Here is a 20,292-nt window from a genome sequence, read left to right as displayed (position 1 = left end):
AAGGTATGAAAGCCGACTGCAATTCCTTATGAGGACACAAAGCGCGGCGTTTATGCGCGCTTTGTGATAGGAGACGCACATAAATCCTGCGCACTGCTCGGATTTATGTGCTCTTATGTCGTCTGTCCAGCTCTGCATAAACGTCGCGCCAGGTAACGCCTTCGCGGTACATGAGTACGTTCATAAAATAAAAGAGATCCGCGGCTTCCCAAACGACATCCTGCTTCGTCTCGGCTTCGCTGCACAGCTCTTCGGCTTCTTCCAAAATCTTTTCGCGGACGCGCTTTCCGTCGAGCGTCGCCGTATAGGAGCCGGGCTTCGGATGCGCGAACCTGTCCGCAATGATGTCGTATAATCTTCCGGCGGACGACGCTTCGCCGGCTTCGCCCGTAAAGCAGGTAAAGCTTCCCGTATGGCACACGCCCCCGTGAGGAACGACCGTCGCAAGCACCGTGTCCCGATCGCAGTCCGCGCGAAGTTTTTGCACCGTAAGCCAGTGTCCGCTGCTCTCGCCCTTCGTCCACAGCACTCCCCGCGTACGGCTGAAAAAAGTCAGCTTGTTCGTTTCAAAGGTTTTTTCAAACGCCGCGCGGTTCGCATAGCCGAGCATAAGTACCTCTCCGTTTACGCTCTGCGCGATCACTGGAATGAGATCGACTTTATCCCAATTCAAACAGCCGATAAACGCATCGGCGAGAGAAACCTTTCCAGTATAGAGCGCCATGCCGAGCTGCACGTCGCATCCGAGCTTTTCAAGCCGTACGATTTCTTCCGCCGACGAAACGCCGCCTGCGGCGACGATGCGGCACTGCACCGCTTCGCGCAGTTTTTTGACCGCATCCGTATCGGCGCCCTGCATGCAGCCTTCTTTTTCGACGCAGGTAAATAAAATTTCGCTGCAGTATTTTTCAGCCAGCACGGCTCCTTCTATAAACGGCACGTCGGTCGTTTCGGTCCATCCGTGCACTGCAACTTTTCCGCCTTTCGCATCTACGGCGATGATGATGCGCTCGCGGCCGATCGCCTGTACGAGAGCTTCGAGGAAATCGACATCGATCGGGGACTCCCCCGCTTTCGGATTTTTTTTCCACGCAGCCGAACCGATGATCACTTTTTCCGCACCGAGGGACACGAGTTCTTTTGCGCGCTCCACGCTGCGTATGCCGCCGCCCGTGCGCACGTTGCCTTTGCGCAAAAGCTTCTTTAAAAGCGGCGTATTTTTCGTGTCGCCGCGCGCATCGACGTTTCCGAGCGCCGCATCCAAATCGATGACGGCGACTTCACCGTACCTGTCGAATTCTTCGATGAGCGCTTCCGCATCGTCTCGCGCGAGTACCGGATGTTCGCCGTTTTTCAACTGAACGACATGTCCGTCTTTTAAATCGATGGAAGATATGACCATAGGCGCAGTGTAGCAGAAAGAGAAAGGACTGGCAACATAAAAAAATTATTAAAACAGAGCCCGATCGGAGACTACCGCTTTTCGAAATGTTTTTCGAGTTTGCGCTTACAGTGGATAAACGCTGGTATCAAAAAGAAGTCGGCCAAAAGCCATGCGAACGGAGAAGCGAAACCCGCACTTACAAGACCGAAATGAGGCACCATAAAAACACCCATGAGCATGCGCGCGATCATTTCAAATACGCCGGAAAAAATCGCAAAACGAGAAAATCCCATACCTTGAATCATAAAACGATAGATATTAACAGCCGACAGAAGGATATAAGCCGAACCGTTTTGCAGCAAAAAGAGTTTCGCATTTTTAACGATTTCCGTTTGATCTCCGTTCATAAAGAGCATGACAAGATAATCGCCGAAGATAAAATATACGATGAGTGCAATCACCGAATACGCACAGGCGATAATCATACTATCGCGCACACCCGCGCCGAGTCTGTCGATTTTTCCGGCTCCCGTATTTTGTCCGCCGTAAGTCGCCATCGTGGTGCCGAGCGCATCGAAGACCGTACAAAAAAACTGACCCACGCGGGTCGCGGCCGTAACTGCGGCGACGGCGGCGGAACCGAGTCCGTTTACCGACGCCTGCAGGATAACGCTTCCGATTGCCGTTATGGAATACTGCAGTCCCATCGGCACGCCGACGCCGCACAATACGCTGCAGTATTTTTTATTAAATTTTCGCTCGTCGCCTTTCGGTTTGATGATATCGAATTTTTTGATCATATATAAAAAACATGCGATGCCGGCGACTCCCTGTGAGATAACCGTAGCGAGCGCCGCTCCCTGCACGTCCCAGTGAAATACGAGGATAAAGATCAAATCGAGCGCGATGTTGAGCACCGATGAAAGCACGAGAAAAAACACCGGCGTTTTGCTGTCGCCGAGCGCACGGATCAAACCGGATGTCGTATTGTATAAAAAAGTAAGCGGAATGCCCGCAAAGATTATCCTGATATAGTCGCCCGCACGCACGAGGATGTCTTCCGGCGTTTCCATGGCAAGCATAAGCGGATCGCAAAAGATAACGGTACCGACCGCCATGATAACGGAAAATGCGATACACAGATATACGATATTTGCGACGTACTTCCGCATGAGCGAAAAATCTTTTGCACCGAAACGCTGCGATACGGGAATCGTAAAACCGTTGCACACGCCCATAACGAATCCGATTATTAAAAAATTCACCGCGCCGGTCGAACCGACGGCTGCGAGCGCTTGAACGCCGAGCGATTTCCCGACGATGACCGTATCGGTGAGGTTGTAAAACTGCTGAAACAGATAGCCGAGCAGCACCGGAATCGAAAATTCGAGGATGAGCGGAAAAGGTTTTCCCCGTGTCAAATCTTTTGTCATAACACCACCCGTAAAAACGTGCGGAAAGTCGGCCGCATTGCGAAAACCGGCAAATTCGCGATTATCACTGTAGCGAATTTTATTTGCTTTTACAACAAGAAAAGACTATATTTAAATATAATAAATAACACACCGGAGGCAATTATGGAGCTCACGTTTACTGCGGAGAATTTTAAAAGCGAAGTGCTGGAATCGGATCTTCCCGTACTCGTCGATTTTTGGGCATCGTGGTGCGGTCCCTGCCGCATGATGGGGCCGGTCGTTTCGGAAATCGCCGAAGAAAAAAAAGGCGTGCTGAAAGTCGGCAAAGTCAATGTGGACGAACAGGAAAGTCTCGCCGCACAATTCAACGTCATGAGCATTCCGACCTTTATCCTGTTTAAAAACGGCAAAGCCGCAGCCCAGCGAACGGGCGCGATGAGCAAAGACGATTTATTAAAATCACTCGGCGCATGAGCGATCGCTGCTGGCGCTGCTTTCGGCCCGTGCGCTTCTGTCTCTGCAAATACGCGGAGCCGGTAGACGCGGGCGTCAAATTCGTACTGCTCATGCATCCAAAAGAAGCAAAGCGCGAGCGCACGGGAACGGGGCGCATCGCGCACGTATCGCTCGTCGATTCCGAGATCCTCGTCGGAATCGATTTTTCAAAAAATGTGCGGCTGCACGAACTCCTCGCCGATCCGCGTTATTTTCCCGTACTTCTCTACCCGGGAAAGGATGCGCACACGGTGCGTACCGAAGGATTCGCCGATCTCGTCGGAGACAAAACGCTTCTCGTGATCGTCATCGACGCGACGTGGTTTTGTTCGCGCAAAGTGATCGAGCACAGCGCCTTTTTACTTGACCTTCCGCGTCTCTCGTTTGCAGGCAGCTACCGCTCCGAGTTTACGTTTAAGCGCGAACCTTCTCCCGATTATATTTCCACGGTCGAATCCTGTTATTATCTCATAAAAGAGCTGCAGTCCGTACACCTTGCAAACGAAAACGTAAATCCCGAACCGCTTATGACGGCGTTCCGAAAACTCATTCGGGATCAGCTGCAGGCGCAAAACGACCGCATCGACGGCAAGCTTCCCGACACGCACAGTTACAACTGGAAATACACGAAAAAAGTTACGATCCCGAAAAATTAATAATTTTTTCAGCGGATCAAAAAAGGCGATAGCGGAGAGCGGGTTAAAAATGCGCGAATGCCGTTCGGCAAGCACGTTGGTTGAAAGTGTGCGAAACCTCTCTCAAAAATCGGTGCAAGCGCTTTACGGCTTAAACGGCAAAGTACCTTGAGCTTCGTATTCGCCTGCGAGTGCGCCGAACATAGCGTCGAACGTATATGCCGACCAGCTGTATCCCATAACGACGGAATCGGCCCAGCCGAACTCAAGCGCGTGTTCCGGCGACATGATCGAAAAGATCACGACTTTTTTTCCGCTTCCTTTGAGCGTGCGGGCAATGCGCGCGGATTGCGCATTCGAAACACAGCATACGACCGTATTGTAGGGTGCGGCGCTTTCGAGGATATGGTCGCACATATACTGCGTTTCGTTCGGCCCCGGCTCCGAAGAAAACCGATAATCGCCGGAAGACGCATAGCGCCGCTTTCCTTCACTGAAAAATCGAGACGGAGAGCCGACAAAGAGGACGCGGCCGGCATCACGGCTCGAAAGCGGTACCATACCTTTTTTGTACAACGTAATCGACCGGCACGCCTGTTCGAAAAAAAACTTTTCGCCTTCTTTATCGGGAATATATTTGCCGATCGAAGCCGCATCGGGATAAAGCGGTGCCGCATTTCCGCTTTTAAAATAAACGAGTTTCGCTTTTAGGACGCGGTACGCCGCGTCTTTTACACGCTCGCGGAAAGCGGCATCCGTTTTCATGCGTTCAAGGTTTACCGCCCACAAAGGTTCGTTTAAGCGCGCCGTCGTCGAAGAAATGAGAATATCGTTTCCCGCCGTTATCGCAAGGTAAAATGCGTTCGTCAAAGAGCCGGCGTAGAGCGTATCGCCGTTCATCATCATATCGTCGGTAATTATCAATCCGTCAAAGCCGAGCTTTCCGCGCAACAAATCGGTGAGAAAATATTTTGAAAGGGATGCGGGTGCGCCGCTCGAATCGATTTTCGGAAAACTCAAATGTCCCGACATGATCGCGGGAATTTTTTGCCTGACAAGGTATTCGAACGGAACGAGTTCGCGATGCGTAAAGGTTTTTTCGTCTATATCGATTTCGGGAAGCTTTACGTGCGAATCGCCGTCGGTGTCTCCGTGTCCCGGAAAATGTTTTGCCGTCGGGATAACGCCCGCCGCAACGCTGCCGGCCGAAAAAGCCGCACCGAGAATGCCTGCGTGTTCGGGATTGTCTCCGAACGATCTAGGACCAATGATCGAAGAAGTGCGATCGGTAAAGAGGTCGACCGTCGGAGCAAAATTCATATTGATGCCGAGCGCTTTGATTTCACGCGAAATATAATACGCGCTGTACCATGCATCGACGGGATAGCCCGCAGCTCCGATCGCCATATTGCCGGGAGTGATCGAGGTTTCTCCTTTGACGTGGCGGATCCAGCCGCCCTCCTGATCGGTCGCTACGAACAGAGGTATTTTAAATCTCGTCTGCGATGCGCTCCGCTGCAACGAAAAAACGGAACTCGCAACGAGGCGGATATCGTCGGTGTTCCATCCGAACACTTTTACGCTGCCGAGCCCTCGCGAAACCCAATCGTACAAAAGCTGTTCGGGCTCCGCACCCGCCCAGCCGAACATAAAAATCTGCGAAAGGCTTTCCGCGTCGCTCATGCGCTCGACGATCGTGCGCGCAAGCGTCTCCGCCGGATAATCGCTCCAAAACGTAACGCTTTGAGGAAGCGTTTCGGCGCTCGTTCCGCTCTGTGCAAAAAGGTTCGGTAAAACGGCGATCGCCATATTAATAATTAATAATATTGATTTTGCAAAGCGATTCATGCTCGGTCTCCGGACGGCGAAATGCTTTTTACGTATTCGGCGGCTTCATGCGCCGCAATCGCGCCGTCTGAAACCGCGGTGACGATTTGCCGGAACGGCTTTGCGCGCACATCGCCCGCACAATACAGACCCGGCACAATCGTTTCCATTTTTTCGTTCGTCACGATATAGCCCGCCCCGTCTTTCGGCAGCGTATCGAAAAGTTCCGTACGCGCTTTCATACCGACAAAGATGAATACGGCATCGGCAGGCAGATCCGTTTCATCGCCCGTCTCCGTATCTTCGAGCAGCACGGATTGCACCCGTCCGTTTCCGCGGATTTCTTTTACGACCGTATTGTATTTGACGTTTATATTTTTATCGTTTTTCACTTTTTCGACGACGGCATACTGTGCGCGGAATTGGGCTTTGCGATGAACGAGCGTAATGTGCGGAGAAATTGAGGCAAGATAGAGAGCTTCGGTACATGCCGAATCTCCGCCTCCGACCACGATGACCGTTTTATTACGAAAAAAAGGTCCGTCGCAGGTCGCACAGTACGAAACGCCTCTTCCGGTCAATTCTTTTTCGCCGGGAACGCCGAGCATACGGTGTTCGGCACCCGTTGCAATAAGGAGCGCAAAAGAGCTGTATTCGCCGATTTCGGTATGAACGTAAAACGTATTTTTAATTTTATCGATCGAATCAATTTTTGCCTGTACGATCCGCGCACCGAAAGATTCCGCCTGCTTTTTCATCGTATCGATAAAATCGCTTCCGGTAACGGCCGGAAAAACGCCCGGATAATTTTCAAGGTCGAAGATTTGCAGAACTTGTCCGCCCGGCCCGAGAGGATCGAAGACGACCGTGCGCAAACCTGCACGCGCGGCATATTGAGCCGAAGCAAGCCCCGCGCTGCCGGCACCGACAATGATGTAATCGCACGAAATGGTTTCCATAAGCCGCCCCGATGAAAAAAAAGCCGGAACATCATGCGATATTCCGGCCCAAGGCGTCGAGCGGAATTGAACCGCTGCATAAGGGTTTTGCAGACCCGTCCCTTACCACTTGGGTACGACGCCGAAATGATTATAACAAAAAACAACACATTATGTCAACGCGATTTTTCCGATCGCGCTGACACAGCCTAGAGCATCAGATCTCCGTTTTGCAAAACCGTCCGCGTCGAGCCGTCCTCATACGTTATTTCGATCGTCGGTTCGCGAACGACGCCGTCGAGGTGGATCAATGCAGGCGCATCGTTGTCGTAATTTTCACCGATGGCAAAGTGACACGTTCGGAACGCTTTTTCGTCTTCGAGCATGTTCCCCGTGATGACGGCGGCGGGATTCAAGCCGATGCCGAGTTCTCCGATATTGCGCGCATTTCTGCGGTACACGCTTCCCATACCTTCGGGAAGCTTGCCTTCTTTTTCCATCACAAGCGATTTCGCTTCCGCATCGGTGATCGTTTTTTTCAAACGCGCGGCTTCTTCTCCGCCTTCTATGTCGGTTACAAAACCGTCCGAAACCTGTACAACGATCGGCGTTTCAAGGAGCGCGTCTCCGTCGCCGAAAGACATCGAACCGTCGAACACGATTTTACCGTTCGTGCCGAACGCGGAAGGTGCAAGCTTTTCTTCCTTTACGCCGGCAGTATCCGCATCTTCGGCATCGCCCTGGGCTCCGATCTTTTGTTTGATTTTATCGATGAGATTTCCCTCATCCTGCACGTTTCCCGTACCGACGACGGGGCTGATAAACACTTCTCCCGCGGGGATATTTCCGCCCGAACCGGGCTTTGAAAAATCTCCGTCGTCGTCGAGCGCTTTACGCCCCGAAACCGGTACGACGACATCCGTTCCGCCGGGAGAAGTAACGCGTACGCTCACGGCTTTTTCATACGCTTTTTTCAATGCCGCGCAGCGGGAGGCAAGCTCTTTATAATCGATCTGGACCGCACGTTCGTACATATCCTGCGTGATGCCCGGCATCCACACGGCACGCATCGATTTTTTACCGTCGAGCAGAAAGTCGAATATATGCATGAATTTCGTACCCTTGTCGTCGACATAGGGATGCGCCGAGGCCGCGGGGTCTTTTCCGAGCTTTGACGAAGACACGGAAAAACACAGGTCGGGATTCGTAGCGATCGCCGCGAGCACTTCGGGCGATGCGTTGTCGAACGAATTTTTTGCGGTTTGGAACACGAGCACCGGCACGCCGCCGGCTTTTTTTACCGACTCGAATAAATCCTGCGCGATCATATTCGTTTCCGGATTTGCAACGATAAGAACTCTCTCGCCTTTTTTTACACGGCACACATCGCGGATGATTAACTCCGCAGGCAGTACGTCTTTCATATTCAATTTCCTCTACATATCCGTCGTTTTCGGATCCTGGACAAACAACGAAGCGATTTCTTTACCGTAAATCTCGCCGATCCTGAAACGCATGATTTCCTGTTTCGCCGAAAGTTCAACGCCGACTTCAAAGGGCTTTGTGATAAGCGCGAATTTATTGATACGCTCGAACATCTTAAATCCGTTTTTCGAATTGATAAGTCCGTTGATTTCGTTCGCATACAGCGTTTGAATATATTCGGATGCGAGCAGATTTTCATAAGTATCGTATTGAATGCCGTTCTCCGCAGCATACCCCTTTACCTCTTCTTCATCGACGAGGATCAGGGCGCCGAGATAGCGTTCGTCCTGTCCCACGACGACGGCAGCTTTGATAAAGCGCGATTCCTGCAGCTTTTGTTCGATCGGAAGCGGTTCAATATTTTCACCGCCGCGGAGTACGATCGTATCTTTTATGCGGCCTTTTAAAATAATTTCGTCATGAATCGAAAGGATGCCGATATCGCCCGTATCGAACCAGCCGTCGACGGTCATCACTTTTTCCGTCAAATCGGGCCGCTTGTAATATCCTTTCATAACCGTGCCGCCCTTTACCTGCACGACGCCCTGTTTGCAGCGGCCGAGCACATAGCCGTCCTGATCGACGATGCGCACTTTGACGCCGCGGATGGGAGAGCCGACATTGCCGAATACGGGATCGGCTATCGGTCGCACGGAAATAACGGGAGCGGTTTCAGTAAGACCGTAGCCTTCGACGACCTTTACGCCGATCGCCCAAAAAAACTCGTCTATGTTGCGCGGATAGGCACCGCCGCCGGAAACGCCCGCACGGAAGTTTTTTCCGAGCATCGATTTGATTTTTCGAAACACGAGCGCATTTCCGAGTAATTTGAGAGGATAGAGCAAAAGCCACGGAATGACGAGCAGCGCCCACAGCGCTCCGATGTAGTCCGGTCCGAAGCGCACGTTTTTCCGGAAAAGGAGTCTGTCCATTCGCGAATGCAAAATCGCAACTCCGACGAAAAACCGGAACAGCATGTAAACGAAGCCGCCGGTTTTGCGCATTTTGCGGTTGATGCCGTCGTAGATCGCTTCGTATACGCGGGGAACGGCGGGCATAAGATGAGGATTGACCTTTTGAAAATCCGCAAGAAGAATACTTCCGACCGGCTTCGAATAACAGAGCGCAGCTCCCTGAATCAAAATGACATATTCGCACAAACGCTGGAACACGTGCCACACCGGAAGCACGCACAGGGCGCGGTCGCCGGGGTTCAAATAAATTCGCTCCTGCAGTTCGTCGAGCTGCGTCAAAAAATTGCCGTGCGAAAGTTCGACACCCTTGGGCATACCCGTCGTACCCGACGTAAAGATGATGCACGCCGTATCGTTCCACTCGCCTTTTTCAAGTTCGGCTTCGATTTCAGCCTTGTGTTCGATATTGTACTTTTTACCTTCGTTCAATAAATTATTAAAAAATAATAAATCGATTCCGGATTTTTTTACATCCGCTTTTATATCGTCGCCGACGTCTTCAAACGAAATGAGCGTTTTCAGATGAGGCAATTCACTCTTTACGGAAACGATCTTTTTAATCTGTGCGGCGTTTTCGGCGATGACTACGGCACATTCCGTAAACGATAAAATTTGCTGCAAGTCGATAAGCGTCGCATCGCAGCCGCGGGGAACATCAACGGCGCCGAGCGCCATAATCCCCATATCGGCCTGTTCCCACTCTTTGCGGTTATCGGAGATAAGACCTATAGGCTCGCCGCGCACTACGCCTATCTGTTTTAAAGCTGCGGCAAAATTCAGAGAAGCTTCATACAGTTCTCGATACGATGTCGGTTCGAAAACGCCTTCGGCATTTTTCGAATACTGCGCCGCGATTTCGGGAAAATCGGCAGCTGTTTTTTTCAGCATTTTCGGGAGCGTTTGTTCCATAGATGAAAAGTATAACTGTAAAAAACAAAGCTCGTCAATCGTTGGGCGCGAAAGCTTTCCACGCGGCGTTTACTTGTCTGACGTAGGATTTTTTTGCCGTATCGGAGAGAAAAGACGCGTTAAAGCCGTTGCAGATGAGACGTTTGATTTCGGGAAGCGTAAAATGCAAATCTTTATAGCACTTCCAATATTCTTCGATGAGATCCGTTTTGAAAAACAGAGGATCGTCGGTGTTTACGGTGACGAAGATATTTTCGTCGTACATGCGGCGGATGGGATGATTTGCGACGGCATTTACAAAGCGCTTTGTAAACACGTTGCTCGTGATGCACACTTCGAGCGGCAGCTGCGTTTCGGCGAGGTAGGCCATGAGTTCGGGATCCTGCACCGATGTGATGCCGTGACCGATCCGTTCGGCGCGGAGAAATTTGACCGTGTCCCACACGGATTCGGGACCGACGTCTTCGCCTGCGTGTGCGACCGCGTGAAAGCCGTCCGCGTGCGCGCGGGAAAATACCGGCTCAAAATTTTTTGCAGGCCCTTTTTGTTCGGCGCCTCCGAGTCCGATACCGATGATGTCTTTACACGGGTACTGCTTGAGCAGTTCGTAGTTTTTCATCGCATTGTCGCAGCCGAATGTCCGCGATACGTCGAGCAGAAGTTTTATGACGATATTGTATTTTTCTTTGATCTCCGCAATCTTTTGCGAAAAAAGAGAAATCATTTCGCCGTAGTCGAATCCTTTTTTCAAAAATGCGGAAGGTGCAAAAAAGGCTTCGCAATAGACGATATTGTTTTTGGCAAGATATTTTCCGAAGTCGTCGAAAACGTATTTGAAATCGGAAACCGATTGAAAAAGCTCCTGTACGGCGAGAAAGGCTTTGATAAAGCCGTTGAGATTATCGTATGAAAAGAGTTCGGCTTCATCCGCATCGCTCATCTTTTTGCCGAAGCGCCGTTCGTACAATTTTTCGATCGTGCGAAACGACATGACGGCTTCGATGTGGATGTGTATTTCCGCTTTCGGTATCTTTGCCAAAAAAGAGTTAAACTCGGTTTCTTTCAATTATAATCTCCGTAAGATTTCTGCAAAAAATCCGACTTTATATATATCGGCACATTTTCGCTAAATCTTAAGCAGGGCCGAAAGCTCTTTTACGATGCGCGCAAATACGGCGCACGCGTCTTCGATCGGCTTGCTTTCACTCATGTCGACGCCTGCGATTTTAAGCGATTCGATCGGATAGTGCGAGCCGCCCGATTTCAAAAAACCGAAATAATCGTCGCGTTCGGTTTTGCCTCCGTTCAATACGCGCTCGGCAAGCGCAAGGGAGGCCGAAATCCCCGTCGCGTATTTGTATACGTAAAACGCGCTGTAAAAATGCGGAATACGCAAGCCTTCCATATCGCTGTTTGTTTCGAAATGCATTTCGCTTCCGAAATACTTTTCGAGAAGCGATCGATAGGTTTTTCGAAGCAGTTCCGCGGAAAGCGGTTCTCCCGCCTCGACGAATTCGTGCGCTTTCAATTCGTATTCGGCGAACATCGTCTGGCGGTACAGCGTCGCAAGTATGTCGCCCGCATGAGTCGCGAGAAGATACGCTTTCATCTCATCGGTTTCCGCCCGTTTTAAAAGATAGCGGAACACGAGCTCTTCGTTAAACGTCGATGCGACTTCCGCTTCGAAAATCGTGTAGTTGTACTGCATATAGGGATTCGCGTGCACCGAATACCAGGTGTGCATCGAATGCCCGCCTTCGTGCGCCATCGTAAACACGTCGCGGATAACGTCGTCTTTGTAATTGAGCAGGATAAACGGATTTCCCGTGTATACGCCGCTTGAAAACGCTCCGCTGCGTTTTCCTTTGTTTTCGTAGCGGTCGACCCAGCCGCCGAGAAGTCCGCTGCAGAGCCGATCGGTGTATTCGCTTCCGAGAGGAGAAAGCGCTTGGCGGCATATTTCGACCGCTTCTTCGTAACTCGTGTTCGTACGCACGTTTTTGACGAGCGGCACGTATACGTCCCAATGGCGCAGTTCGGAAAGATGAAGCGCTTTTTTTCTGAGCGCGTAATATTCGTGGAGCGCGGGCAGATTTTTATGCACGGTATCGATGAGATTGCGGTAAACGCTTACGGGCACATTGTCGGGATAGAGCGCTTTTTCGAGGCAGGACGCATAGCCTCGCGCGCGCATCGAAAACACGTCCTGATTGACGCTCCCCGAATAGAGGGAAGCGAGCGTGTGTTCGTAAGCTTCGAAAGTACCGTAGAATTTTTTGTATGCGTTTTCGCGGACGCTCCGATCGGGATTGTCCATAAACACGCTCCACGTCGACTGCGTCAAAGGTTTTTCCGCTCCGTCGACCGTCACCGTGCCGAAGCGCAGATCCGCGTCGGTAAACACGGTAAAGGCTTTGTGTGCGGCAGAGGCGCTTTCGCTTTGCAGCGACATGATGCGCTCTTCTTTTTCGCTTAAAATATAACGCTTCATGCGGAGCAGTTTCGACAAAAAGACGCGGTAATCGCGGAAAGCGTTCTCTTCCATCCAAACCCGGAGCTTTTCATCGGGAATCGATTGGACTTCGGGATTGAAAAAACTCGTTGCCGCGAGGTATTTCGTGTACGCCATACGAGCGCGCCCTTCTTTGTTTTGGGCGGCGGAGTCGGTTTCATCTGCAGTCAGCTGCAAACTCGCATAATTGAAAACGGCTTCGAGTTTTTTGTCGGCAGCTTCGTACGCTTTGAGCGCCGAAAGCAGCGTTTTATCGGATTCGGAAAGCCTGCCTTTGTACGCGGCGGCTTTTTCGATGAGCGTTTCGATTTCCGAAAGCGCTTTTTCCCAATCGCCGTCCGATGCGAACAGCGACGATAAATCCCATTTGTCCGAAAAAGGAACGTCTTTTCGAAGCGGAACAGAATGCTGTGTCATATCGTCATTATAGCGCATATCGAATGTTCTCACAATAAAAAGCGCAAAGCAGCTTGTCTTGACGGATCACATTACAAACTCGGCGCTTTTCGATATAATGACGGCATGGCAAAAAAACGGATCGACCGCGATAAAATAATACAAGCCTTTCTCACGTGTGCGTTCGAAAAAAGCGCAGGCGCCGTCTCCCTCGCCGACATCGCCTCTCTCCTCGGCGTAAACAAAGCCTCTCTCTACAATCACTTTTCGAGCAGAGATGCGATCTGTGAAGCGGCGATCGATTTTTGCGCGGACTATATGAGCGGTGTCCGCTTTATTCCCGAAAGTGCGGATTCACTCGCCCCGCTTTCCTTTTCCGATGCGCTCGCAAAAATCGTCAAACAGTATTTCCGTTCGTACGAAATCGAACCGCTCTTTCAAATGTATGCGTTTATCCATTCGAGCAAATTTTTTTCATCCGAAGCATCTCGGGCGGCAGAACGCGAAACGCAAAAGATTGCGGACGATACGGCGTCTTTTATCGCGCGATTTGCAGCGGAAGGAAAACTACCGCTTGCGGAAAACGGATATGGACTGAAAGATGTGTCGGGCGCGGACACAAAAGCAAAGGCTGAAAAACAGACTGACGGCGCGACCGACGCCGGAAGCGCGGGAGACGCACCGCATACGCTGCAAACAGCGCCACCCGATGCGCTTAAAAAAAGAGCGATGTTTTTTGCACGGGAGTTGAGCGCGGAATTGAGCGCGTACATCGTCGAAAAAAAAGAAACGCTTCGTCAAAATCCCGAAAGCGGCGCGGGAAGTCTCTTTGCCCTTCCTGCAGACGATTCGGCGCTTGCAAAAATCATCGCGAGAGCCGTTTCGTATTGGACACGCTGACGAGCGCAAAAAAACGCTGCCGAACCTCTTGTTGCAATTTTAACAAACCGTCCGATTCGGCAGACGCACGGCTGCGCTGCAAGCAGGCTATTCGAACTTTACGGCAGGCGCTTCGAGTGAACCGTCAAGCTCTTTCGATGCGCTTATGCTTCCGTCCTCTTCGATAAATATACCGAGCGCTTGCGCGTGAAGCCCGGGGATCTCCGAAAGCTCAGGCGACCGCATCCGGCGAAGCAGCTCCATACCGCTTTCTTTGCCGAGTACGAAAACGCTCGTCGAAAGCGCGTCGGCCGCCATGCTCGATTCGCAGATGACCGTCGAAGAAAGCAAACCGCTGGCTGCAGGATATCCCGTTTTTGCATCGAGTATGTGATGATAGCGTACGCCGTTTTCCGTAAAAAAACGCTCGTAGACACCGCTCGTCACGATCGTCGAATTTGCCACGTTCAAAACAATCGAAGGCACGCCTTCGGGATCGTTCGGGTTTTTTATACCGACACGCCACGGAGAGCCGTCCTTTTTTTTACCGTACACGAAGATATTGCCGCCCAAATCGACGATGGCGCGGCGTACTTTTCGCGCTTTTAAAATTTTTGTCAATTCGTCTGCAGCGTAGCCTTTGACGATGCCGCCCAAGTCGAGCGCCATACCGCGCCGTTTGAGCATGACGGTATTGTCGTCCGTTACGGAAACGTCGCGCCAGTTTATCAAGGGCAGCACCGCATCGATTTCGCTCTGCGCGGGCACACGCGCGTGATCGGTGGTGATGCCCCAAATCTTTACGAGCGGGCCGACGGTCGGGTCGAAGGCGCCGCCGGTAAGTTCCGCAAAGGAAAGAGATGCTTTGACGACGTAAGCCGTATCGGAAGAAACGGAAACGCTTCGTTCACCTGCAGCTTTATTTATCGCGGAGATTTCCGACGAGTCGATAGTGACGCTGAAAGTTTCATCGATTTCATGCAGCCGCGCAAAGAGTTCGTCGTACAGCGATTTCGTGCCGTCCTCATATGCGTTGACCGTACACACCGTTCCCATAAGGGCTTCGGTGCGCGGCTCCGCAGTACGCTCGCAGGAAGCAAAGCCGATCGAAAAAATAATAATTAATAAGGCGAATGTCGAGTGTTGAAAATATTGTTCGAACAAAGGTATGCGGAAACAGCGATTTTTCAAAACGCGATTTTCTCGGATCTTATTAAAAATAAAAACGCTTTTCATACGTCTTTTGCATCTTCCTTTTCGGTTATCGCGATGTGCAGTTCGTCGAGCTGTATCTGCTCCACTTCGCTCGGGCTTTCGTCCATAGGAGAAGCGGCCAAATTGTTTTTCGGAAAGGCGATTACTTCGTGGATACTCTCTTCCCCTTCCATGAGCATGATAAGGCGGTCGAGACCCGGTGCGATGCCGCCGTGCGGAGGAGCGCCGAATTGAAAGGCGCGTACGAGAAAGCCGAACGCTTTTTGCGCACGCTCTTCACTGTAACCGACGATTTTAAAAATACGTTTTTGCAGTTCGGGATCGTTGATACGCATGGAACCCGATGCAAGTTCGTAGCCGTTGAGCACCAAATCGTAGAGATCGCCTTTGACGGCACCCGGCTCGCGCTCGAGCGCATCCCAATATTTTTTTTGCGGAAGCGTAAACATGTGGTGTTCCGTTTCCCACTTGCCCTCGTCTTCGTTCCACGCAAAATACGGAAAATCGATGATCCACACAAAGTGAAAGCGATCACGGGGATCATAGAGGCCGAGCTCTTTGCCGAGCTGCTTGCGCACGGCACCGAGTGCGACGCAGGCGGTCTGCCATCTTTCGTCGCTCACAAACAAAAGCAAATCGTTTTTTTCGGCGCCGAGCTTTTCGCAAATCTCCTTTTCTTTGCCCGCGTAGAATTTCGCGATGCCGCCTTCGAACGCGCCCTCAGCGTCGACTTTCATCCACGCGAGCCCCTTCGCTTTATACGTCTTTGCTACCGCTTCGAGCGCTTCGATCATTTTCCGGCTGTACTTGTCGGCGACGTTTTTAACAACGAGCACTTTTATCGCCGAACGTTTGTGCCGTTCGATATCGCGCCCCGAGTTTGCGGCTCCCGCTTTGAACGCGTTGAAATCCGAAAGTTCTGCCATAAAAGCCGCGTCCCGCATTTTCAAATCGAAACGGAGATCGGGTTTATCCGAACCGTATAAATCGAAGGCATCCTCCCACGAAAGCCGGTCGAAACGCAGAGGCAAATCGAAGTTCATCGTCTTTTTGAAAACATAGCCCATCATGCCTTCGGTCACGCCGAGCACTTCTTCGCGGTCGGTAAAGCTCATCTCCATATCGATCTGCGTAAACTCAGGCTGCCGGTCGCCGCGAGCATCTTCGTCGCGATAGCATCGGGCAATCTGGAAATATTTATCGAAACCCGAAACCATCAAAAGCTGTTTGTACAGCTGCGGGCTTTGCGGAAGGGAATAAAATTTCCCCGCATGCACGCGCGAGGGCACGAGATAATCGCGCGCACCTTCCGGCGTCGATTTAATAAAAGTCGGCGTTTCGATTTCGAGAAAGCCCTGCTGCGTAAGATATTCGCGGACGGCGAAGGTCACTTGAGAGCGCAATATGATATGATGCTGCATCGGAGCGCGGCGCAGATCGAGATAGCGGTATTTTAAACGGAGATCTTCATTCGGCAATACGACACTTCCGTCTTTTTGGCGCACTTCATCGATCGCAAAGGGCAGCGGATCGGAAGCCGTAAAGATTTCGATATCGCAGGCAATGACTTCGATTTCGCCCGTCGGCATATCGGCGTTGACGTCTTTATCGCTTCGCGCGGAAACGGTTCCGTGCACCGCAACGCAGTATTCGCTTTTGAGCGAAGCCGCAGTTTTTTTGACGTTTTCCGCCGCATCGGGTCCGACGAGCACTTGCGTTATGCCGTAACGGTCGCGCAAACTGATAAAAAAGATACCGCCCAAATCGCGCGTGCGGTGCACCCAGCCGTTTAAAACTACGGTTTTACCGACATCGCTTTTTCGGAGCTCTCCGCAGGTAACGCTTCGTTTTGAATTTTCCATAATGTCGCATTGTAATGCATTGCGCTCGAAGTGGGAAGAGAACGGACGAAAGGATTTTTTTTACATACGCATCGCAGTGAAATCGGAGCTTATTTTCAGAGTACTCATTTAAATCAACCGGTCTTTTCAACCGGTTGATTTTCCGTTTTTTTTATGTTACCTTATATGCAACGGAGGTATGTGTATGCAGGGTACAATCGAAGTCGGTGCATTCGACGCGAAAACGCATTTTTCCGAACTGCTCCGTAAAATCGAAAAAGGCATTACGGTTACCGTAACGAAAAACGGCCGCCCCGTCGCGACGCTTACAAAAGCGACCGCCGATACGACGCGCGCGCGCGATGCCTGCCGCCGTATCGAAGCACGGGCAAAACTCATCGCTTCGCGCGGCAAGCCCCTCAGTCTGAAAGAAATAGACAAGTGGAAAACCGATGGAAGAGCGTAACTCTCCGGCAGCCGTCGTTGATGCGTCGTTTATGGCAGCGTATTTTCTCGGACTTTTTACGGGAAAAGAAACTTCGCGCGAACAGGGATTTTCAAAAGCGCGTGAGGCGATTTCTGCAATCGTTTCGCAAAACGGACAATTTTTTGTGCCGAATATATTTTTTTATGAAATGGGCAATATCCTGCACACTGCGACGCACAAACGCATTACAAAAACGGAGCGGCATGAAATCGAATACGATTTGTTCGAACTTCCGATCGTCATCGACGGAAACTGCGATACTGCCCTCATGATGCGAATCCAAGAATTCGCCGATACGTACTCGCTTTCGTTTTACGACGCATCCTATCTCGAACTTTCCGGGCGGTTGCAGCTGCCGCTGCTCACTTTCGATTCGGCGCTCGAAAACGCATCTCGTACCGAAGGCGTACAAAAGCGCACATCTCGAAAAAATTAAAAGACGCTCATACTCTGCGCTCCTATTCGCCGCGCACACAAATGCATATCGCACGAATGATACGCGCAAATGCATACCTTGCTCTTCGGCGCCAAGCGTGATACAGTACTCTCATGTTGCCCGTAATTCTTTCGGGCGGTTCGGGCTCGCGCCTGTGGCCGCTTTCGACACCCGACGTACCCAAACAATTTCTCCCGCTCACGGATGCAAAACGAACGATGATTCAGCAGACTGCCATGCGGCTCGACGGTCTCGATTTTATATCGTCCCCGCTCGTGATTTGCAACGAGCATCATATCGCTCTCGTCCGCTCTCAGCTTTCGGATATCGGTAAGCTGGAGCGCCCCGTCATGCTCGAACCGGTCGCACGCAATACGGCACCGGCGATTGCGGCCGCGGCACTGTACTGCAAAGAATACGAAAGCGACGGTCTTATGCTCGTCCTCCCCTCGGATGCGACGATTTTGAATGTGCCCGCTTTTCAAAAAGCGGTCGTAAAAGCGCATAAAGCCGCACGGAAAAACAAATACGTGCTGTTCGGCATCGTACCTACGAGGGCGGAAACCGGATACGGCTACATCGAAACCGAAGCGACTACGCTCGAAGATGTACGTCCGGTCAAAGCGTTCAAAGAAAAGCCGGATGAAATGACCGCCCGGCGATACGTCGCGGAAGGAAATTATTTTTGGAACAGCGGTATGTTTGTGATCCCCGCCGAACTGTACCTCGCGGAAATGAAAGCGTTCGCGCCGGAAATGCTGTCGCACGTAAAAGATGCGTACGAAAATGCCGAACGGACGGATACTGCCGTTAAACTCGATAAAAGCGATTTCGAAGCCGTACAAGGCAATTCAATCGACTACGCCGTCATGGAACACACGAAAAACGCCGTCGTTATTCCGCTTGATGCCGGCTGGAGCGACGTCGGCTCGTGGAACATGGTGTGGGAGCTTTCCGAAAAAGACGAAAGCGGCAACGCGGCGAACGGCATCGCATTTTTCAAAGATGCATCCGGCAATCTCATTCACACGGAAGACGGGAAAGCGGTCGCACTGCTCGGCATAAAAAACTGCGCCGTCATCGAATCAAAAGACGGACTTCTCATCGCCGATATGCAGTACGTGCAGGAAGTGAAAAAAGCCGCCGAACGGTTTTTAAAATAATACGGAATTATCGAAAGTATGAAAATCACACACCTTTTATTCGATTTGGACAGTACGCTCTATGCGCCGGACTCCGATATGACGAAGGGCTTTTTGGAGCGCACGATTACGCTCGTTGCGGATTTTTTTCACATCAGCCGCGAAGAGGCGGCGGAAAGACGTCTTTCCAATCTGCCGCATTATTCGACGACGCTCGAATGGATGCGCCGCGAAGGCCTTACGGACATTGAACGCTATTTGGCATACATACATCCCGAAAGTGAAGCGGATGAACTCGACGCCGATGAAAACCTGCGCCCGCTCCTTACATCGATCGATATGCCGAAATCGATTTTAACAAATTCGCCGAGAGAACATGCCGAGCGCGTACTCGAAAAATTGAACGTCGCCGATCAGTTCGAATCGATTTGCGACATACGCGACTGCGATTTCAAAGGCAAACCCTACGAAAGCGCTTATCGCAGGGCGCTCGAAAAATGCGGATGCACGATCGGCGATACGCTGTTTTTGGACGATCAGCGCAAATATATCGACGGCTATACGGCGCTCGGAGGCAATGCCGTACTCGTCGGCGCGGCGGATGAAAGTTCGGATTCAAAAGCCGCACATGAATCGGCTTCTGCGCGCGGGCGACTTTTTTCCATACCGGATATTTATGCGCTGCCTACCCTCTTGCAACAAATTATCGATTTGTAGTATAATATTGGAATATGGGGATATAGCTCAGTTGGTAGAGCGATAGGTTCGCAATCTATAGGTCACCGGTTCGATCCCGGCTATCTCCAATTCCGATTCTTTAAATAAATAAAATCACAGGGATTTCGGCAGCAATCGTCGATCCGCAGCCACGCTTACGGAAGCCGGATTTTAAAAGACAAAATCATAAAAAATATCGAAAAAAAACGCCGCCGAAGTGCGTATGTAAAACGCGCATGGGCGGCATTACCGCGCTCATAAGAGCGCAGCCGGCAATTAAAAATACCGAACCGAACGGGCGCCGCGCTTGCGGAATTCCGCTCGGTATTCGATCAACTTTCTGCGGTCGCTTCGGCCGGAGCTTCGTTCGCTTCCGCTGCAGGAGCGGCAGGCTCTTTGGCGGGAGCTTCTCTGCGCGCTTTGTTTTTCATCGCTGCATTGCAGAATTTGCACACTTTTACTTTTTGCCCGTCGATTTCAACTTCGTACAAAACTTTGATATTCGTTTTATGACAGACGGGGCACTCGTCTCTTCCGCGAGACGGCAAAGAGCGGATTCCCGTTCCTCGATGGTTTTTAGACATACATACTCCCATAAAAACTTT

The 20,292-nt window shown here is 51.1% G+C and carries 18 protein-coding genes and 2 tRNA genes; 8 read left to right on the top strand and 12 right to left on the bottom strand.

From position 1 onward, the window contains the following. Nucleotides 1-103: 103 nt before the first annotated feature. Both hisIE and H9I35_RS10330 read right to left on the bottom strand, forming a co-directional pair. Nucleotides 104-1,402 carry a bifunctional phosphoribosyl-AMP cyclohydrolase/phosphoribosyl-ATP diphosphatase HisIE gene (gene hisIE / locus H9I35_RS10335; RefSeq protein WP_187419301.1) on the bottom strand — a complete coding sequence of 433 codons (1,299 nt, stop codon included), beginning with the start codon at nt 1,400-1,402 and terminating at the stop codon, nt 104-106. Nucleotides 1,403-1,473: 71 nt separating this feature from the next. Next, entirely contained in the window at nt 1,474-2,817 is a 1,344-nt protein-coding gene (locus tag H9I35_RS10330) for an MATE family efflux transporter (RefSeq protein WP_187419300.1), read from the bottom strand. 144 nt (nt 2,818-2,961) lie between these two features. Between H9I35_RS10330 and trxA the strand changes: the two genes are divergently transcribed. Further along, a complete protein-coding gene (gene trxA, locus H9I35_RS10325; RefSeq protein WP_187419299.1) occupies nt 2,962-3,273 on the top strand; it encodes a thioredoxin in 312 nt (103 codons plus the stop codon). Continuing rightward, a complete protein-coding gene (locus H9I35_RS10320) occupies nt 3,270-3,950 on the top strand; it encodes a tRNA-uridine aminocarboxypropyltransferase (protein ID WP_187419298.1) in 681 nt (226 codons plus the stop codon). The genes trxA and H9I35_RS10320 overlap by 4 nt, the downstream gene beginning before the upstream one ends. A 123-nt stretch (nt 3,951-4,073) precedes the next feature. Here H9I35_RS10320 and H9I35_RS10315 read toward each other — a convergent pair whose 3' ends face one another. The 7 genes from H9I35_RS10315 to pepF all read right to left on the bottom strand — a co-directional run bounded on the left by H9I35_RS10315 (nt 4,074) and on the right by pepF (nt 12,991). Further along, nucleotides 4,074-5,777 (bottom strand): glycoside hydrolase family 3 protein, encoded by a 1,704-nt coding sequence (locus H9I35_RS10315; RefSeq protein WP_187419297.1) that lies wholly within the window; start codon nt 5,775-5,777, stop codon nt 4,074-4,076. After that, complete coding sequence (gene trxB, locus H9I35_RS10310; RefSeq protein WP_187419296.1) at nt 5,774-6,715, bottom strand: thioredoxin-disulfide reductase; 942 nt, start codon at nt 6,713-6,715, stop codon at nt 5,774-5,776. The genes H9I35_RS10315 and trxB overlap by 4 nt, the downstream gene beginning before the upstream one ends. Before the next feature lie 51 nt (nt 6,716-6,766). Beyond that, a tRNA-Cys gene (locus tag H9I35_RS10305) sits at nt 6,767-6,838 on the bottom strand. Between the two features lie 65 nt (nt 6,839-6,903). Beyond that, entirely contained in the window at nt 6,904-8,118 is a 1,215-nt protein-coding gene (locus tag H9I35_RS10300) for an aminopeptidase (protein ID WP_187419295.1), read from the bottom strand. A gap of 12 nt (nt 8,119-8,130) precedes the next feature. Further along, nucleotides 8,131-10,062, bottom strand: a complete 1,932-nt coding sequence (locus H9I35_RS10295) for an AMP-dependent synthetase/ligase (RefSeq protein ID WP_187419294.1) — start codon at nt 10,060-10,062, stop codon at nt 8,131-8,133. Nucleotides 10,063-10,096: 34 nt separating this feature from the next. After that, a complete protein-coding gene (gene add / locus H9I35_RS10290; RefSeq protein WP_187419293.1) occupies nt 10,097-11,128 on the bottom strand; it encodes an adenosine deaminase in 1,032 nt (343 codons plus the stop codon). A gap of 60 nt (nt 11,129-11,188) precedes the next feature. After that, on the bottom strand, nt 11,189-12,991 hold the full coding sequence (pepF, locus tag H9I35_RS10285; RefSeq protein WP_187419292.1) for an oligoendopeptidase F: 1,803 nt from the start codon (nt 12,989-12,991) through the stop codon (nt 11,189-11,191). A 105-nt stretch (nt 12,992-13,096) separates the two neighbouring features. Between pepF and H9I35_RS10280 the strand changes: the two genes are divergently transcribed. Continuing rightward, nucleotides 13,097-13,870, top strand: a complete 774-nt coding sequence (locus tag H9I35_RS10280; protein ID WP_187419291.1) for a TetR/AcrR family transcriptional regulator — start codon at nt 13,097-13,099, stop codon at nt 13,868-13,870. 87 nt (nt 13,871-13,957) lie between these two features. Here H9I35_RS10280 and H9I35_RS10275 read toward each other — a convergent pair whose 3' ends face one another. Then, a complete protein-coding gene (locus H9I35_RS10275; RefSeq protein WP_252722650.1) occupies nt 13,958-15,040 on the bottom strand; it encodes an FAD:protein FMN transferase in 1,083 nt (360 codons plus the stop codon). A 41-nt stretch (nt 15,041-15,081) separates the two neighbouring features. After that, a complete protein-coding gene (gene aspS, locus H9I35_RS10270; RefSeq protein WP_187419289.1) occupies nt 15,082-16,926 on the bottom strand; it encodes an aspartate--tRNA ligase in 1,845 nt (614 codons plus the stop codon). A 184-nt stretch (nt 16,927-17,110) separates the two neighbouring features. On the opposite strand from aspS, the gene H9I35_RS10265 reads away from it, so the two are divergent. The 5 genes from H9I35_RS10265 (at nt 17,111) to H9I35_RS10245 (ending at nt 19,776) form a co-directional block, all read left to right on the top strand. Continuing rightward, nucleotides 17,111-17,371 carry a type II toxin-antitoxin system Phd/YefM family antitoxin gene (locus tag H9I35_RS10265; protein WP_016520659.1) on the top strand — a complete coding sequence of 87 codons (261 nt, stop codon included), beginning with the start codon at nt 17,111-17,113 and terminating at the stop codon, nt 17,369-17,371. Then, the gene (locus tag H9I35_RS10260; protein WP_187419288.1) at nt 17,358-17,828 is read left to right on the top strand and encodes a type II toxin-antitoxin system VapC family toxin; all 471 of its coding nucleotides are present in this window, start codon (nt 17,358-17,360) and stop codon (nt 17,826-17,828) included. The genes H9I35_RS10265 and H9I35_RS10260 overlap by 14 nt, the downstream gene beginning before the upstream one ends. Nucleotides 17,829-17,941: 113 nt before the next feature. Then, the gene (locus tag H9I35_RS10255) at nt 17,942-18,991 is read left to right on the top strand and encodes a mannose-1-phosphate guanylyltransferase/mannose-6-phosphate isomerase (RefSeq protein WP_187419287.1); all 1,050 of its coding nucleotides are present in this window, start codon (nt 17,942-17,944) and stop codon (nt 18,989-18,991) included. A gap of 18 nt (nt 18,992-19,009) precedes the next feature. After that, on the top strand, nt 19,010-19,687 hold the full coding sequence (locus H9I35_RS10250) for an HAD-IA family hydrolase (RefSeq protein ID WP_187419286.1): 678 nt from the start codon (nt 19,010-19,012) through the stop codon (nt 19,685-19,687). Nucleotides 19,688-19,703: 16 nt separating this feature from the next. Beyond that, a tRNA-Ala gene (locus H9I35_RS10245) sits at nt 19,704-19,776 on the top strand. A gap of 243 nt (nt 19,777-20,019) precedes the next feature. On the opposite strand, the gene H9I35_RS10240 is transcribed toward H9I35_RS10245, so the two are convergent. Then, entirely contained in the window at nt 20,020-20,271 is a 252-nt protein-coding gene (locus H9I35_RS10240) for a hypothetical protein (RefSeq protein ID WP_187419285.1), read from the bottom strand. Between the last annotated feature and the right edge of the window lie 21 nt (nt 20,272-20,292).

The sequence above is a fragment of the Treponema sp. Marseille-Q4132 genome (assembly GCF_014334835.1).
In the GTDB taxonomy this organism is placed as follows: domain Bacteria; phylum Spirochaetota; class Spirochaetia; order Treponematales; family Treponemataceae; genus Treponema_D; species Treponema_D paredis.
Note: the sequence above shows the minus strand (reverse complement) of the source record. Positions and strands in the feature narration are given on the sequence as shown.